The sequence below is a fragment of the Bradyrhizobium sp. R2.2-H genome, from assembly GCF_004346455.1.
GTDB classification, from domain to species: Bacteria; Pseudomonadota; Alphaproteobacteria; order Rhizobiales; family Xanthobacteraceae; genus Bradyrhizobium; species Bradyrhizobium diversitatis.
The window spans coordinates 642,944-659,237 of sequence record NZ_SMBR01000001.1 but is presented as its reverse complement, the minus strand read 5'-3'; the positions used below and the strand labels follow the sequence as shown (position 1 = coordinate 659,237).

At 64.6% G+C, this 16,294-nt stretch carries 16 protein-coding genes; 3 read left to right on the top strand and 13 right to left on the bottom strand.

Annotation, left to right across the window (positions count from 1 at the left end; translation table 11 throughout):
- Positions 1-154 precede the first annotated feature (154 nt).
- The gene (locus EDE08_RS03105) at positions 155-997 is read left to right on the top strand and encodes a hypothetical protein (RefSeq protein ID WP_131867036.1); all 843 of its coding nucleotides are present in this window, start codon (positions 155-157) and stop codon (positions 995-997) included.
- 204 nt (positions 998-1,201) lie between these two features.
- Positions 1,202-2,425: a bifunctional alpha/beta hydrolase/OsmC family protein gene (locus EDE08_RS03100; RefSeq protein ID WP_131867034.1), complete on the top strand. Its 1,224-nt coding sequence runs from the start codon at positions 1,202-1,204 to the stop codon at positions 2,423-2,425.
- Between the two features lie 110 nt (positions 2,426-2,535).
- Here EDE08_RS03100 and pdxR read toward each other — a convergent pair whose 3' ends face one another.
- Positions 2,536-3,984: a MocR-like pyridoxine biosynthesis transcription factor PdxR gene (gene pdxR / locus EDE08_RS03095; protein ID WP_165935673.1), complete on the bottom strand. Its 1,449-nt coding sequence runs from the start codon at positions 3,982-3,984 to the stop codon at positions 2,536-2,538.
- An 82-nt stretch (positions 3,985-4,066) separates the two neighbouring features.
- Between pdxR and EDE08_RS03090 the strand changes: the two genes are divergently transcribed.
- On the top strand, positions 4,067-4,981 hold the full coding sequence (locus tag EDE08_RS03090) for a DMT family transporter (protein ID WP_131867030.1): 915 nt from the start codon (positions 4,067-4,069) through the stop codon (positions 4,979-4,981).
- Here EDE08_RS03090 and EDE08_RS03085 read toward each other — a convergent pair.
- The 12 genes from EDE08_RS03085 to EDE08_RS03030 all read right to left on the bottom strand — a co-directional run bounded on the left by EDE08_RS03085 (position 4,960) and on the right by EDE08_RS03030 (position 16,179).
- Entirely contained in the window at positions 4,960-6,015 is a 1,056-nt protein-coding gene (locus EDE08_RS03085; RefSeq protein WP_131867028.1) for a YeeE/YedE family protein, read from the bottom strand. The two genes, EDE08_RS03090 and EDE08_RS03085, sit on opposite strands and share 22 nt — an antisense overlap.
- Positions 6,016-6,130: 115 nt before the next feature.
- Complete coding sequence (locus EDE08_RS03080; RefSeq protein WP_131867026.1) at positions 6,131-7,135, bottom strand: quinone oxidoreductase family protein; 1,005 nt, start codon at positions 7,133-7,135, stop codon at positions 6,131-6,133.
- Positions 7,136-7,186: 51 nt separating this feature from the next.
- On the bottom strand, positions 7,187-8,518 hold the full coding sequence (paaK, locus tag EDE08_RS03075; protein ID WP_165935674.1) for a phenylacetate--CoA ligase PaaK: 1,332 nt from the start codon (positions 8,516-8,518) through the stop codon (positions 7,187-7,189).
- Between the two features lie 38 nt (positions 8,519-8,556).
- Positions 8,557-9,006: a hydroxyphenylacetyl-CoA thioesterase PaaI gene (gene paaI, locus EDE08_RS03070; RefSeq protein WP_061878170.1), complete on the bottom strand. Its 450-nt coding sequence runs from the start codon at positions 9,004-9,006 to the stop codon at positions 8,557-8,559.
- Between the two features lie 101 nt (positions 9,007-9,107).
- Positions 9,108-10,190, bottom strand: coding sequence for a 1,2-phenylacetyl-CoA epoxidase subunit PaaE (paaE, locus tag EDE08_RS03065; RefSeq protein WP_131867020.1), 1,083 nt, complete (start codon positions 10,188-10,190; stop codon positions 9,108-9,110).
- Positions 10,191-10,192: 2 nt separating this feature from the next.
- Complete coding sequence (paaD, locus tag EDE08_RS03060; RefSeq protein ID WP_131867018.1) at positions 10,193-10,696, bottom strand: 1,2-phenylacetyl-CoA epoxidase subunit PaaD; 504 nt, start codon at positions 10,694-10,696, stop codon at positions 10,193-10,195.
- The gene (gene paaC / locus EDE08_RS03055) at positions 10,690-11,466 is read right to left on the bottom strand and encodes a 1,2-phenylacetyl-CoA epoxidase subunit PaaC (RefSeq protein WP_131867016.1); all 777 of its coding nucleotides are present in this window, start codon (positions 11,464-11,466) and stop codon (positions 10,690-10,692) included. Before paaC ends, paaD begins: the two co-directional genes overlap by 7 nt.
- Positions 11,467-11,594: 128 nt before the next feature.
- Complete coding sequence (paaB, locus tag EDE08_RS03050) at positions 11,595-11,882, bottom strand: 1,2-phenylacetyl-CoA epoxidase subunit PaaB (protein WP_015687593.1); 288 nt, start codon at positions 11,880-11,882, stop codon at positions 11,595-11,597.
- 10 nt (positions 11,883-11,892) lie between these two features.
- Positions 11,893-12,885, bottom strand: a complete 993-nt coding sequence (paaA, locus tag EDE08_RS03045; RefSeq protein ID WP_165935675.1) for a 1,2-phenylacetyl-CoA epoxidase subunit PaaA — start codon at positions 12,883-12,885, stop codon at positions 11,893-11,895.
- 76 nt (positions 12,886-12,961) lie between these two features.
- Positions 12,962-13,828 carry a phenylacetic acid degradation operon negative regulatory protein PaaX gene (gene paaX, locus EDE08_RS03040; RefSeq protein ID WP_131867011.1) on the bottom strand — a complete coding sequence of 289 codons (867 nt, stop codon included), beginning with the start codon at positions 13,826-13,828 and terminating at the stop codon, positions 12,962-12,964.
- A 91-nt stretch (positions 13,829-13,919) separates the two neighbouring features.
- Positions 13,920-14,690: an esterase/lipase family protein gene (locus EDE08_RS03035; RefSeq protein WP_131867009.1), complete on the bottom strand. Its 771-nt coding sequence runs from the start codon at positions 14,688-14,690 to the stop codon at positions 13,920-13,922.
- 202 nt (positions 14,691-14,892) lie between these two features.
- Entirely contained in the window at positions 14,893-16,179 is a 1,287-nt protein-coding gene (locus tag EDE08_RS03030) for a DUF445 domain-containing protein (protein WP_131867456.1), read from the bottom strand.
- Between the last annotated feature and the right edge of the window lie 115 nt (positions 16,180-16,294).

Genomic DNA, 16,294 nt, shown 5'->3' with positions numbered 1-16,294 from the left:
TTCGATGATAGCCTTGCTGTCGAGGTTGTTCTAACGGATCGGGCACCTCAGCAATGGGGTGCCCTTTTCTTTAGGTGCCTTATCTCTCAGTCCCCCGCTTGACGTGCCAGCTCGATGCGGGAACACTCGCTCCGCGTGTAGCGTGGGGGAACGCATGGCACCGGACGACAAGGGCGTTGGTTTTGAGATTAAGTACGACAATGGCAGACCCGTAGAGCTGTCCGACCTGGGTGAGAGCTTTCGCGCCCTTGGCCGCCAGTACGAAGAGTACGTGAACCACTCCGGGTTCGACCATCAGCCCGGCAACGCCAAGCTCTACGTTGCGCAGGTGCGCTCCGGCAGCATCATCGTCCTCCTGAAGAACCTGCTTGAGCAGGGCTCGATGGTGGTCAAGGACATGGACCTTCTCGCCGGGTTCGTGACGAACCTATACGAACTCATCGAGTACTTCCGCACGCCGAAGCCCGCTCCTCCGGCAGAGATCACTCGCGACGATGCAACGAGGCTTTCCCGCATCGTGGAGCCGGTAGCTAAGGACGGCAATGGCCTCCTGAGCTTTACCGTCGTCGGCAACACCGCCCCGGTCTCTATTACCAACATCGTCATCAACAACGAGACCGCCAACGCCGTTCAGAACAACGTCCGACGGTTCTTGGGTCCGTCTCCGCCCGATCCCGGCTCATTTCAGCGGGAGGTGCTCTACCTCCACCAGATGCGGGGCGATCCCAAGTCGCGCGTCGGCGACCGAGGCATCATCGAGAGGTTCTCGAACAAGCCGGTCAAGTTGCACTTCATGACGCCGGAATCGAAAGCGGCAATCTTGGACCGTCCCTTCCCCTTTAAGGTGGCCTACGTGATCGACGGGCAGGTAAGCACCGTCAAGGGCGAGCCCGCGCTCTACAAAGTGACGCACGTGCATGAGACGATTGGCGAGGAGCCAAAGCGCGTCGCCAAGAAGCCGGCACGGCGGATAAACGTGCGGACCAGAAAAAGCTAAGTTGCGCACGCGGGGAAGCTAGCATTACTTCTCCGAGCGTGGAGGCTTTGTGCCCTTAAGAGGCATAAAAGAGTCACGTTCTTGTGACCATTAACAATATCAAGTACTTACGGCCTTAGGTCAGCGGCTATCATAACCGCGGCGATCCCTGGGCCGAACAACGCTATTCGGGCGATTAGGTTCTAGCAAGGACGGGGGAAGCCCATGCCGACCGAACGCTTTCAATTCACCGGAGAAGGCGGCCATCAGCTCTCGGCCGCGCTGGAGCTGCCTGACGGCGAGGCCACGGCGTTCGCGCTGTTCGCGCATTGCTTCACCTGCGGCAAGGACGCGCTGGCGGCCAAGCGCATCGCGGTCGCGCTCGCCGCCAAAGGCATTGCGGTGCTGCGGTTCGACTTCACCGGGCTCGGCTCCAGCGAGGGCGACTTCGCCAATTCGACGTTCTCCTCCAACATCTCCGATCTCGTGCGCGCGGCCGATCATCTGCGTAGCATCCGCAAGGCACCGTCCATCCTGATCGGCCACAGCCTCGGCGGTGCCGCGATCCTCGCGGCAGCAGGACAGATCCCCGAAGCCAGGGCGGTCGTGGCCATCGCGGCGCCGTCCGATCCCGCCCACGTCACCGGTCTGTTCAAGGAGCATATCGACAAGATCCGCACCGAGGGCGAGGTCGAAGTCTCGCTCGCGGGACGTCCGTTCCGGATCAGGCGTGAATTCCTCAACGACATCGCCGAGCACGAGCTGATGAAGGACGTCACCGGCCTGCACAAGGCGCTGCTGGTGATGCATTCGCCTGTCGACGACACCGTCGGCATCGACAATGCGACGAAGATCTTCGTTGCGGCGAAGCATCCCAAAAGCTTCGTCTCGCTCGATCATGCCGATCATCTGCTGACGAAGCCCACCGACGCGCTTTACGCGGTCGACGTGATCGCGGCCTGGGCGAGCCGCTACATTGACGCAGCAAAGCCCGCTAAAGCGATGGATCTACCCGAGGATCCGCGAAAGGTCGTGGTGCAGGAGACCCGCAAGAGCAAGTTCAACCAGATCATCACCGTCGGGCCGCATCATCTGGTGGCCGACGAGCCGGTCGCGGCCGGCGGCGCAGATGCGGGGCCCGGCCCGTATGACTTCCTGCTCGCCGGCCTCGGCGCCTGTACCTCCATGACCATGCGCCTCTATGCCGACCGCAAGTCGCTGCCGCTCGAGCGCGTGACCGTCACGCTGAAGCATTCCAAGATCTACGCAAAAGACTGCGAAGAATGCGAGACCCGCGACGGCATGCTCGACCAGATCGAGCGCGACATCACGATGGACGGCGCCCTCGATGCCGAGCAACGCAAGAAGCTGATGGAGATCGCCGACAAGTGCCCGGTGCATCGGACGCTGACGTCGGAGATCCGCATCGTGACGAAGGCGGTGGAGTAGGCGCCTGCACTAAAACGCGATGCGATTACCATAAATCGTCATCGCGCTTTAGGTTGTTGTTTAAGCGTGATCTTTTCGGAAAACCGCTGCGCACTTTTCCGGATCATGCTCTAGAAGCACGATGCCATCGTCCGCACGGCCGCGCTGATCTCGCTCTCGCGCCACGCCGCGAAGCCGAGCAACAGGCCGCGATCGCGGGGCCGGCCAACCGCCAGGCTCGACAGGGCGCGCGTCTCGACCCCCGCCGCAACCAGCCGCTTCGCCGCCGCCTGATCAGTGCGCCCGCGCTTGAGTCGGGCGACGAGTTGGATACCTCCAGGAGGCACTTCGACCGAGAGCACCCCGCCGAGCTGTCGCTCCAGTTCCTCGATGAGGTGATCGCGGCGCGCGTGATAGAGCCGGCGCATCCGGCGCAGATGTGCGAGGAAATGCCCATCGGCGATGAACTCGGAGAGTGCTTCCTGGATGTGACTCGAAGCGATCAGCCCGATATGCCGCTGCGCGATCTCCAGGGTGCTGGCCAGTGCCGGCGGCGCCACGAGATAGCCGAGCCGGATATCCGGCGTCATCGCCTTCGAGAAAGTGCCGACATAGAACACGCGGCCATGGGCATCGAGTCCCTGCAAGGCCGGCACCGGCCTGCTGTCATAGTGGAATTCGCCGTCGTAATCGTCCTCCACGATCCAGGTCTTGCCGGGCCTGCTCAGGCTGAGAAACTCGGCGCGGCGGGCCAGCGACATCAGCCGCCCCGTCGGATGCTGATGCGAGGGCGTCATGAAGATCAATTTCGGCGCCGCAAGGCCCGGCATCCGTTGCATACCCTGCTCGTCCAGTCCGATACCGCTCACGCGTGCGCCGGACGCCCGGAAGGCGGCCGCAGCACCGGGATAACCGGGATCCTCGACCCAGACCTCATCGCCGGGCGTGATGATGGTCGCGGCAATCAAGGTCAACGCAGCCTGCGCGCTCGGAAGGATCATGATCTGGCCTGCGGCCGCCCGGACACCCCGGCTGGTCGCCAGATAATCCGCGAGCACCTCGCGCAGGCGCGTCCGGTTGACCGGGCCGAGCTCGCGCCTGGCTGCACGCACGGCATTGCGGCGCAAGCAACGCGCCCAGACCTCGTCCGGAAACTCTCTGAAATCGCCATGCCCCGGGCGCAACGGCCTCAGTGATGCCTGATAGGACATCGGCCAGTCGGTCTGCTTGAGATTCAAGGCCCAGGGCGACAGTCGCGGCTTACCGGAGCGTTCGCGCACCACAGCAGCACCCGCTCCTAGACGATCTCCGCCACCATCGACCGTGACCACCGGACGGCGGCCGTGCGATGCCGCAATATATCCCTCGGCGGCAAGCTGTTCGTACGCATAAGTGACGGTGTTGCGGGAGACACCGAGATCGCTCGCGAGCCGACGGCTCGACGGCAGCGTACGGCCCCTCCCGAGACGGCCGCTCGCGATCAGGTCTCTAAGCTGGCCCGTCAGCTGCGTCACCAGCCCGGCGTCGTCCGTCCGTTTCAAGTCGATCAGAGCGGAGATCACCTCTTCCGAAACTGGCATCTCATTATTCTCAGATCTGGCGCTTTTTCCGGTGCCAGAGGCGATGCTATCGGGCGAACCGGACTGCTTCAAGGACTCCGAGATGAACTCACTTTCACCCCGCGCGGCCGTCGGCCTGTTCCTCATCGTCGTGCTGGCCTGGGGTGTGAACTGGTCGGTGACGAAGCAACTCGTGGAATTTGTCTCGCCGCTGTGGACCGCCGCGATCCGGAGTTGGATCGCTCTGGTCGGCCTCGTCGTGATCCTCGGACTGAGCAAGAATCTGGTGATCCCGGAACGGCGCGATATACCCGTCATCCTCAGCGTCGCGCTGCTGCACATGACGCTGTTCTCGATCCTCGTCGCGGCGGGCCTGCGCTTCCTGCCCGCGAGCAAGGGCGTCGTGCTCGGCTACACCACGCCGCTCTGGGTCGCACTCGCCGCGCCCATCCTCGGACAGGGCACGTTGACCGCGCCAAAGCTTGCCGGTGCCCTGCTCGGGCTGTTCGGGCTTGCCGTCATCCTGAATCCGTCCTCGATCGACTGGACCAATGCAGGCGTCTTGCTCGGCGCCGGCATGGTCATCCTGGCCGCGATCTCCTGGGCCGCGAACATCATCTATATCCGCGCGCATCGCTGGATCGCGTCCCCGCTCCAGCTCCTGCTCTGGCAGGTGCTCGTGGCCACGGCCGTGCTGTCGACACTGGCGATGATCATCGACGGGCTGCCGCAAGTCGACTGGTCATGGCGGCTCGTGTCGCTGTTCCTGTATTCGGGCCTGATCGGGACGGTGCTGGCCTATTGGGCGATGTCGATGGTCAACAAGAGCATCTCGGCGCTGACGACGTCGCTCGGGACCACCGCGACGCCGCTCGTCGGCATCGCCAGTGCCGCGATCCTGCTGGGCGAGCCGATCGACGCAAGCCTTGCCATCGCGGCCGGACTGATCGTCAGCGGCATCGGCCTTGCGACGCTCGGCGACCGACTGCTGCGCGGTCAGGCCACTGCGAGGGGTTGAACCCGCAGCGCACCGCGCAGGCCCGCCGTCGTGCCGAGCAGGATGCCGGCGAGCGCCACGAACGACCCCAGCGCAAGCGTCGAGATGCCGGTGAGCCCCTGCCCGATCGAGCAGCCGAACGCCATCACGCCGCCGATGCCCATCAGCGCCGCGCCGCTGCCTGAGCGCAGCATGTGACGCGGCGAGGAATAGCCTTCGAGCTTGAACCGGCCCGTAGCGAGCGCCGTCACCAGACTGCCGGCGAAGACGCCGGCCACCGTCGCGATGCCGAAATTCAGCGTCAGACCGGTCGAGAGCATGGCGTATTGGAGAGTATCCGCGATCGGCGCAATGAAGGTGAGCGAGGTCACCGGGACGGGGTTGAAGTCGTCTGCGCCGAGACAGCCGGTGACGTACCAACCGCCGGCGACGAGCAGGCCGACGACGACACCTGCCGCGATCTGACCCGGCGAACGGCGAAACGCTGGGTGCGCGAAGGCGAACAGCGTCAGCGCGACGACCGCCGCGGCGGCGGCAAGCGCGCGCGAAAGCGATTCCGTGAGACCGAGCATCACCAGCACGGACGGCAGCGAATTTGCGCTGACGGTCGTTTGCGAGGCCTGGACCAGCCCAATGCGCGCCGGCGCGATGAGGCCCTTCAGCGTCATCTGCGCGGCAATGGCGAGCACGATCACGACGACGAAGGAACGGAGATTGCCGCGGCCGAGCAGGACCAGCGCCCGCGAGCCGCAACCGTTCGACAGCACCATGCCGTAACCGAACAACAGGCCGCCGAGGAAGAGCACAGGCACCGAGAATGACTGCTGCAGGTAGATCGACTTGCCGAGATCGACCATGCCGTTGCCGGCAAGGAACTGGCTCGCAGCGATCGCGACGGCGATCGCCAGCGCATAGCTCCGCACCAGCCGCCCGTCTCCCTCCGCCAGAAAGCCGCGCATGCTGCTCATCAGGCAGAAACCGCTGAGCAAGCCGACGGCGCCGTAGACGAGCCCGATGACGAGACCGGCGAGGATGACGAATTGCGCAGATTCCATCGATTATTCTCAGGTCTCTCGACACTCTGCGTCATTGCGAGCGCAGCGAAGCAATCCAGCCTGTCTCCGCGGATGCTTTTCTGGACTGCTTCGCTGCGCTCGCAATGACGATTTGCTACGGCTTCAGGATGACCCGGTCGCGCGAGGAGCCGGCGACGGCGACATAGGCTTCCTTGGCGCGCTCGAGCGGATAGATCGCATTCGCCTTGATCGGGAAAGGCTTCAGATGTCCGCTCGCAAAGCCCGGACCAAGGTCGCGCAGTACCGCGCCCGTGGCGGCCGACGGCAGGCCCAGCGTGTCGATGCCGACATAGGTGTGCTGGCCGCGGTAGAATTCGAGGATGTTGAACTGCACGATGCGGTCGATCGCGGCGATCAGGATCTGGCGGCCGCGAAGCGCAAGCGATTTGTGCGCGGCCTGGAAGTAGGGGTCGCCGACCGTGTTGAAGACGATGTCGGCGCCCTTCCCGCCGGTCAATTCGCGCACGCGTGTAGCAACGTCAATGGCAGAGGCGTCGATCACCTCGACCGGCGCGCTGCTATGCCCCTCGTAGGCTTCCGCCTTGCGCACCACGCCGATGACGCGCGCGCCCTGCCAGGTCGCGATCTGCACTGCGGCCTGGCCGACCTTGCCATTGACGCCCATCACCAGCACGGTCTCGCCGCTCCTCGGAACGCCGGCGCGGCGAAAGCCTTCCATCGCGGTAACGAAGGGCACGCCGATGCCGGCGGCCTCCTCCCAGGACACGGTTTTGGGCTTCTCCACGACAGCATCGGCCTCGACGACGAGATGGCTCGCATGGGTGCCGTCGCGGCGGATGCCGAGATCGCCGGACGAGCCGAACACCTCGTGGCCGACTGTCTCGGCCGGCCCGTCGATCACCACGCCGGCGTAGTCGCGGCCAGGGGTTCGGGGGAACACGGCATAGGGCATCAGCCCGGTCGCGGCCTTGACGTCGGATGGATTGACGGCTGCGGCTTTCACCTCGATCAGAACATCGTTCGGACCGCGCGTGAGTGTCAGGCGCTCCACGACTGGCGCAAGCGCGGCGGCGCTTTCAGCCTTTAAGGCAAGGCGCACACAGCGTGCTTCGACGGTTTTGGCTTCGGCTGTCGACATGGAAAGACCCGCGATTTCTCGCGGGCCTTGTCGCCCCTGGGCGCGGTCAAGTCAATCCTTGGGCCGCTTGTCGTAGAGCCTCTTGGCCTTGCCGAGCGAACGTTCCAGCGTGGCGGGCGCGACCACCTGCACCCTGGAGCTGATCCCGATCGTGTTCTTGATGTGGGTCGAGATCCGGTCCGCATGGTCGAGCAGACCACGGCCGTCCCAGCTCTCGGGCCGCGCTTCCGCGATGATCGTCAGTTCGTCCATGCGGCCTTCGCGAGTAAGTTCCAGGATGAAGTGCCCGCCGCACCAGTCGGTCGCGAGCAACACCTCCTCGATCTGGGTCGGAAACAGGTTGACGCCGCGCAGGATGATCATGTCGTCGGAGCGGCCGGTCACCTTCTCCATCCGCCGCATGCCGGGCCGCGCCGTGCCCGGCAGCAGTCGCGTCAAATCGCGGGTGCGATAGCGGACCACCGGAAAGGCTTCCTTGGTGAGCGAGGTGAACACCAGTTCGCCCTTCTCCCCATCCGGAAGCACCGCGCCGGTCTCGGGGTCAATCACCTCGGGGTAGAAATGGTCCTCCCAGATGTGCAGCCCGTCCTTGGTCTCGATACATTCCTGCGCGACGCCGGGGCCGATCACCTCGGAAAGACCGTAGATGTCGGTCGCGTCCATGTCGAAGGCGTCCTCGATCTCGCCGCGCATGGCGTTGGTCCAGGGCTCGGCGCCGAAGATGCCGATCTTGAGCGAGCACTGGCGCGGGTCGAGCTTCTGGCGCTTGAACTCGTCGAGGATCGCCAGCATGTAACTCGGCGTCACCGTGATGATGTCAGGCCGGAAGTCGTTGATGAGCTGCACCTGCCGCTCGGTCATGCCGCCAGAGATCGGCACCACCGTGCAGCCGAGCTTTTCGGCGCCGTAGTGCACTCCTAGCCCGCCAGTGAAGAGCCCATAGCCGTAGGCGTTGTGGATGATCATCCCAGTGCGCCCGCCGGCGGCGCGGATCGAGCGCGCCATCACCTCCGACCAGGTGTCGATATCGCGCTGGGTATAGCCGACGACGATGGGCTTGCCCGTGGTGCCGGAAGAGGCATGCACGCGCACCAGCTTCTCGCGCGGCACGGCGAACATGTTGAAGGGATAGTTGTCGCGCAGGTCCGTCTTCGCCGTGAACGGAAATTTCGCGAGATCGGACAGCTCACGAAAGTCGGACGGATGCACGCCGGCGTTGTCGAACGCCTTGCGATAATGCGCGACATTGTCGTAGGCGTGCTTCAGCGACCAGGCCAGCCGCTGCTTCTGCAGCGCCATGATCTCGTCGCGCGAGGCGCGCTCATGTGCGTCCATCTCGGCGCTATAGGTACCGGCACCTTCCTTGAGCCTCGTCAGAGCCATCCTCGTTTCCCCACATTGGTTTGTTCTTTTCTTTGGTCTTATTGATCTGGCGCCGGCAGCCACGTGCCGGGAATGACGCGAGAATGTCCGCGGAATTCCGCGATGACAGTGTCGCCCGCGGTCACGCGCACGTCGTAGATGCCGGAACGGCCGCCGCGAGTGATCTCCCGCGCCTTGGCGATGAGACGATCGCCAAGCTTGCCCGGCTTGATGAAGGTGATCTGGCCCTGCGCCGCCACCACGCGCTCATTGTGCGAATTGCAGGCGAACGCGAAGGCGGAGTCGGCGAGGGTGAAGATGAATCCGCCATGGGCGATGCGCTGGCCGTTGACCATGTCCGGCCGCACCGTCATCGCAAGCGTTGCGAAGCCGGGGCCGATCTCCACGATCTCCATCCCGAGCCCCTTGGACGCATCATCCTCCGCCCACATCGCATCAGCGCAGGCGCGGGCAATATCCTCGGGCGACAGGGCGGCTTTGACGTTCACGCGCTTCTCCGGGCCAGATGCTTGCACATGATGTTCTGCTGGTTGGCTCAAGCTGTCAAATAATGCGACGCATTTGCATTCATGGGATCTGATCTGCCCGATCAGACATGGTCATAATCGACGACGACACGCTCGGACGATGGTTTTGCCTGGCAGGTCAGGACGAAGCCGGCCTTCAGCTCCCACGGTTCCAGCGAATAGTTGATGTCCATCGGCGCTTCGCCCTCGACCAGTTTTGCGCGGCAGGTCGAGCACATGCCGCCCTTGCAGGCGAAGGGCAGATCGACCCCGGCGCGCAGTGCGGCATCGAGGATCGCTTCGTCCTCGGCGACGGGCACCTCGCGCCGCTTGCCGTCGATGATCAGCGACGCAATCGCCTTCGGCGGCGCATCCGGCGCAACAGCTTTCTTGGGCCGCGGCCTGCCGCCGAATTCGGAGACGAAGCGCTCGACGTGGATGCGCTCGTCCGCGATGCCGAGATCGCGGCAGGTCGCCTCGATCTGCTCGCTCATGCCAAGAGGGCCGCAGATGAAGACGTGATCGACGCTCCCCGCCGGCACCAGCGAGCTCAGCAGCACCCTCACCTTGTCGCCGTCGAGCCGGCCATGCAGGATCGGGATGTCCTGCTCCTCGCCGGAGATGACGTGGAAGAGCGAGAGGCGATCGATGAAGCGATCCTTCAGCTCCTCGAGCGCTTCGAGGAACATGATGTTGTCGGTGGTACGGTTGCCGTAGAACAGGAAGAAGCGGCTATCCGGCTCGCGGGCAAGCACACCCTTCACGATCGACAGGATCGGCGTGATGCCGGAGCCTGCGGCAAAGCCGACATGGATGCGCGCGCGATCTGCCGGCGGCACCACGCCGAAACGACCGGTCGGCGTCATCACGTCGAGCTCATCGCCGCATTTCAACTCGTCCGCCGCCCAGCTCGAGAACGCACCACCATCGACCTTCTTCACGGCGATGCGGATCTCGCCGTCATCGGGGCCGGAGCAGATCGAATAGGAGCGGCGCACCTCTTCGCCATCCAGCTTGGTGCGGAGCGTGAGATACTGGCCGGGCGTGAAGGCGTAATCGCCGGCGAGTTCGCCGGGAATGGCGAAGGTCATCGAGACCGCGTCGGACGCCTCGCGGCGGAGGTCATTGACGGCCAGGCGATGGAAGCGCGGTGCGGCTGCGGACATGGTCAATGACACTTGAAGTAGTCGAAGGGTTCGCGGCAGGCCTTGCAGCGCCAGAGCGCCTTGCAGGAGGTCGAGCCGAATTCGGACAGCAGCTCGGTCTGGTCCGAGCCGCATTGCGGGCATGCGACCGCCTGGTCGCCGAATAGCGCGCGTCGCGAGCTCGAGTCCTGCGGCGGCGCGATGCCGTAGGCGCGCAGCTTCTTGCGCCCCTCCTCGCTCATCCAGTCCGTGGTCCAGGCCGGGGATAGCACGGTTCGTACCTTGGGATGATGGAAACCGGCGCGCTCCAACGCGACCTCGATTTCGAGCGCGATCATGTTCATGGCCGGACAGCCCGAGTAGGTTGGTGTGATCGCGACCTCGACATGATCGCCGTCAAGAACGACGTCGCGCAGCACGCCGAGATCGGCAATGCTCAGCACCGGAATTTCCGGATCGACCACGCTTGCGGCGGCGTCCCAGGCACGCTGGCGCAGCGAAGCGCGGTCATCGATCACCGTCACCATGTCAGCCCCGGAAAAGTCCGCTGCATCGACTGCAGCTCCGACAGGAGGTGGCCGAGATGCTCGCTGTGCCGGCCCGTGCGGCCGCCTTGCTGCATCCACTCGTTCAGCGGCAGCGCGAGCGTTGCTTCGCGCGTGACATCGGTGATCGTCGTCAGCCAGCGCTCGCGCAAGCTTCCGGGATCGACGGCACTGCCGGTATGAATCAGCGCGCGTTCGCCGTCATCGACGGCAAACATCTCGCCGGTGAAGGCCCAGAGATGGTCGATCGCAGCCTGCGCGCGTCGGTGGCTCTGCTCGGTGCCGTCGCCGAGCCGGATGATCCATTCCGAGGCATGGCGCAGATGGTAGGCGCTCTCCTTTTCCGACTTCGCAGCAATCGCCGCCAGCGTCGCATCGCGCGAATTCATCATCGCGCGCCAATAGAGATCGGCGAAGGCGGAATAGAAGAATTGCCGCACCAAGGTCTGAGCAAAGTCGCCGTTCGGCTGCTCGACCAGCAGCAGGTTGCGGTACTGCCGCACGTCGCGCAAGTAAGCGAGCTTGTCCTCGTCGTTATCCCCGCCTTCTACCTTGGCGGCAAAGGTGTAGAGCTCCCGCGCCTGGCCGATCAGGTCGAGCGCGATGTTGGAGAGCGCCATGTCCTCTTCCAACATCGGCGCGTGCCCGCACCATTCCGACAGCCGATGGCCGAGGATCAGCGCATCGTCGGCGCGGCGCAGCGCGTAGAGCACCAGCGGCGTCTCGGAGACCTGGATGTTGGCAACAGGCATATTCTATCCACTTGTTCCGACCTCATCCTGAGGAGGCGCGTAGCGCCGTCTCGAAGGATGGCCGCAGGTTCAGGAGCCTTCATGGCTCGATACGCGCTTCGCGTTCCTCACCATGAGGGGAGAGAGCGCTACATGTGCCCCACTTCTTCCGGCACTTCGTAGAACGTCGGGTGCCGGTAGATCTTCGATTCCGCCGGCTCGAACATCATGCCCTTCTCGGCGGGATCGCTCGCGGTGATCGCGCTCGACGGCACGACCCAGATCGACAGGCCCTCGCCGCGGCGAGTGTAGATGTCGCGGGCGGCCTGCAGCGCCATGGTTGCGTCGCTGGCATGCAGAGAGCCGACATGCTTGTGCGCGAGCCCGTTACGGCTGCGAATGAAGACCTCCCACAGCGGGGTGTTCGGCGTGGCCATCTTGATCTCCCTATTCGGCAGCCTGCGCGGTCTGACGCCGCGCGCGCTTGGCGGCATAGGCGGCTGCCGCCTCGCGCACCCAGGCGCCCTCCTCGTGTGCCTTGCGGCGCGCGGCCATGCGGTCGCGGTTACAGGGGCCATTGCCGGCGAGCACCTGCTTGAATTCGGTCCAGTCGATCTCGCTGTAGCGCCAGTGTCCGTCCGCATCCTGCGTCATGCCGGGATCGGGAATGGTGAGGCCGAGATATTGCGCCTGCGGCACGGTGGCATCGACGAATTTCTGGCGCAGTTCGTCATTGGAGAAGCGCTTGATCTTCCACTTCGTCGAGGTGTCGCTGTGCTGGCTCGTCGCGTCCGGCGGGCCGAACATCATCAGCACCGGCCACCACCAGCGGTTCAGCGCGTCCTGCGCCATCGCCTTCTGCTCGTCCGAGCCACGGCACAGCGTCAGCATGATTTCGTAGCCCTGGCGCTGATGGAACGACTCCTCCTTGCAGACTCGGATCATCGCGCGCGCATACGGGCCATAGGAGCAGCGGCACAGCGGAATCTGGTTCATGATCGCGGCGCCGTCGACCAGCCACCCGATCGTGCCGATGTCGGCCCAGGTCAGCGTCGGGTAGTTGAAGATCGAGGAATATTTTGCCTTGCCGGCGAGCATCGCGTCGACCAGCTCCTCGCGCGAGGAGCCGAGCGTCTCGGCTGCGGCGTAAAGATAGAGCCCGTGGCCGCACTCGTCCTGCACCTTGGCGAGCAGCGCGGCCTTGCGGCGCAACGTCGGCGCACGGGTGATCCAGTTGCCTTCGGGCAGCATGCCGACGATCTCGGAATGCGCGTGCTGGGAGATCTGGCGGGTAAGCGTCTTGCGGTAGGCCGCCGGCATCCAGTCGTTCGGCTCGATGCGTTCCTCTGCATCGATGCGGGCCTGGAACTGCGCGGCCTTCGCCGCGTCTTCGAGACCGCGATCGCCGGTCTCGGCCGTGTTCAGCGCCTGGGTGTACATGCGCATCCTCCCGATTTATTGGGAGAGATCATATAACAGAAATTAGTTCATGCAAGATATTTCTGTAACATATAAGTCAGGCGCCGAACCGCCGTTCCAGGAGTTTTCGAGCCGCCGGCAACGGCCCTTTTTCATTGGTTGCATGGCCGTCAAGCCATTCTTCCGACGGGGCAAGCAGCGCACGATAGATCTCGCCGCAGAGCGCGCGGGCGGCCCTGCCCGGCCAATCCACAGGCAGCAGACCTTCGGGCAGCAGCGGATCGCGCAGCACGACGCGCCGATAATAGTGGATCAAGAGGATTCGCGCGGTGAAGGCGTCGGCCTCGGACAGGTCCGTGCCGCGCGCAATCGCGGCGCGCAGCGGCTCGAACGTCTTCATGAATTTCAGATAGGCATCCGCGGTGCGCTCCAGCGGCCAGCTCGCGCTGAGCAGACGACGCCCGCTGTCGTCCTCCGCCGAGACTTCGAGACGGATCGCGCCCGCAGCCTCGTCCGGCACCGGCACGCCCGACGGCGCGACCCAGACGCCCGGCAGCGGGCTGCCGAAGCCGGCATTGCGCAGCGCCTCGCGCGAGGCGTCGCGATCCTCGCCATTGCCGATCAGCAGCAGCTCGAAACGGCCGGTCCAGTCCGATGGCGGCGGATCGTAGATGTGGCGCGTGGCAGCTTCAAAAATCTGCCGACCCTTGTCGGCCAGGCGATAAAAACTGTTGCGCCCGACCTTTTCGCGCGTCAGCCAGCCGTCGGCAGCAAGCCGCGACATCGCGGTGCGGACGACACCGCTGTCGATATCGAGGCTCTCGAAGAATTCCAGCAGCGTCCCCAGCCACACCGAGCCGCCGCGCGGCACGATGGCGTCGCCGAACACGGTGATGACGATGGAGCCGGTGCGCGACGGCTCGCGCTTGAGCTGGTCGATGATGCGGGAGAGCGGATGCGCCATGCACGAGCCATAGCGCGTTTGGCGTGGCTGCGACAATGGACGGAAGCGACTCGCCTCTTCCATTCTCGTGCGGGACGAAGTGGAGAACGAGCTACCTATGCGGATCGGGATACGCCAGGCTGCGCCAGCCGCTGCGATCGAATGGGCACCACTGGCCCTCCTTCTGCGCGAGCCGGTCGGCCACGGCATAGACGACGGCGGGATGATGGCCCATGCCGCAATGGCTGCTCTCGACCTCGATACTCTCGGTCTGCGCGCCCGTTTTCTCCATGCAGCCCTGCCAGGCGCAGACACCGTCGGTGCGGCTGAAGATGGCGGTGGTCGGCACCGGCGGCGGCGCGGCGAGCTCGCCGCCGAACTGCGGATCGACCTCGTCGGACTTTCGTCCGCTGGCCCATTCGTAGACGCGCCAGGCGTTGGTCGAGCGCGGATCGCCGGCGAAGGGACTGCCGAGCGTGATCACCTGGCGTACGCGCTCCGGCATCATCTTGGCGAGCTGGCGGGCATAGAGGCCACCGAGGCTCCACCCGACTAGGCTGATCTTGCGGCCGTGCTTGTCGCTGAGCTCCTGGACCAGATCGAGCATGGCGTTCTGCACGCCCTCACGCAGGCCGTAATTGCGACCCTGACGCCAGCCGCTCACCGCATAGCCCTTGCTCGTCAAAAACGTGCGCAGCGCGCGCGTCGACGCATCGGAAGCCACGAGGCCCGGCAGCACCAGCACCGGATGCCCATCACCGCGTGGCGCAAGGCTGAGGAGCGGCAGCGCCCCGAGAAATGCACCGAACTCGTGAAGCGCGCGCCCCTCCAGAAACATCAGGGTACGGGACGGCGGACGCAGCCTCTGGGTGGTAGCGGTCATCGATGTTTCCCCTGGGAAGACTTCCTGGAAAGGACGCCGGCGGCGAAGCCGGCAAATTCGCATGAATTCCAATGCACCGGCGCCGCGAACGTTCCGCAGCGCAACATGAATCAGCTGGGCGGCCGGTTCCCGACATTCAAGCCGGAGATACGCGGGGCGACAATAGGCCCGCGCGCTAATGCTAACGGCCGTGACGCAAATATCACAGCAATCGAAGCAGGAATTCTACGGAATAGAGCACGAGCCCGGCGAGCCCGCCGATCAGCGAACCGTTGAAGCGGATGTATTGCAGGTCGCGCCCGATGTTGATTTCGATCAGCGAGATCAGCTGCGTCATATTCCACGCCTTGACCTGGTCGGAGATGAAGGTGGAGACGCCACTCTTCTGGTCGGCAACGAAGCTGCGCAGCACCCTCACTAGGCCCTTGTTGATCTCGCCGCGTAGTTCAGCATCGCCGGCGAGCGCATCGCCGGCCGCGACGAACATGCCGGCGAGATGATGCTGCAGCACCTGCGTCTCGCCGCTCGCGCTGCGCTCGATGAAGGAGCGCGTGTTGGCCCAGACGGTGCGGGCGAGTTCGGCAAGCTCGGGACGCGCGAGCAGATCGCGCTTCAAGCCGTCGATGCGGTCGACATAGGCCTGATCGGTGCCGAGCCGATCGACGAAGCTCAGCACCATGCGATCGAACTCGCCGCGGAACGGATGCTTGGGATCGCTGCGCACCTCGTTGAAGAAAGCGGTGGCTGAGGCCACGATCTTGTTCACCAGAAACTTGTCGGCGCGATAGAGCTTGAGCAGGGTCGGCAACTCCGCGCGCACTTTCTCGCGGATCATCGCCATCGTTTCCTTCTGGTTCAGCGTGTCGTGCATCACACGCAGGAGATCGTCGAACAGGATCTGGTGCCGTCCCTCCGCAACGAAGCCGCGCAGCGTGCCGGCCGCGAGCGGCGCCAGATCGATCGCCTGGAGCTGAGATGACATGCGGCGGATGACGAAGCTCATCAGGCCGGAGCTTTCGGTGGCGGAAACGGCCTCCGGGAGCAGGCGCAGCGCGAACCGCGCCAGATCATCGCTGCGCTTGCGGTCCCGCAGCCAGTCCGCAACGAAGGAGCCGAAATCGATCTCCTTCAGCTTGGCCTCGACGGGGCCGGCCTCGAGGAAATGCACCTGGATGAATTCGCCGAGCTTGTCGGCGATACGGGCCTGATTGCTCTGGATGATCGCCGTGTGCGGGATCGGCAGGCCGAGCGGCCGCTTGAACAGCGCGACCACCGCATACCAATCGGCGAGACCACCGATGGTCGCCGCTTCCGCGAAGGCTGCAACGAAGCCGAACACGGGATGCACCGGGAGGAGCCATTTCGCGACGATGAAGAGCAGAAGCGTCGAGGCCAGCACCAGCGTCGCCAGGGCTTTCACGCGGCGCAGTTCCGCCGCGCGTTCGGCATCACCGGGAGCGTCGAAGGAGAAGGTGGCGGGTGGAGTCATGACGGTTTGAGAGTACGTCATTCCGGGGCGGTCCGCAGGACCGAACTATGGTGCGCAATTGCGCACCTGATGCTTCGCATCGCCCCGGAATGACGGTTCAGGCGACGAAGCCGAC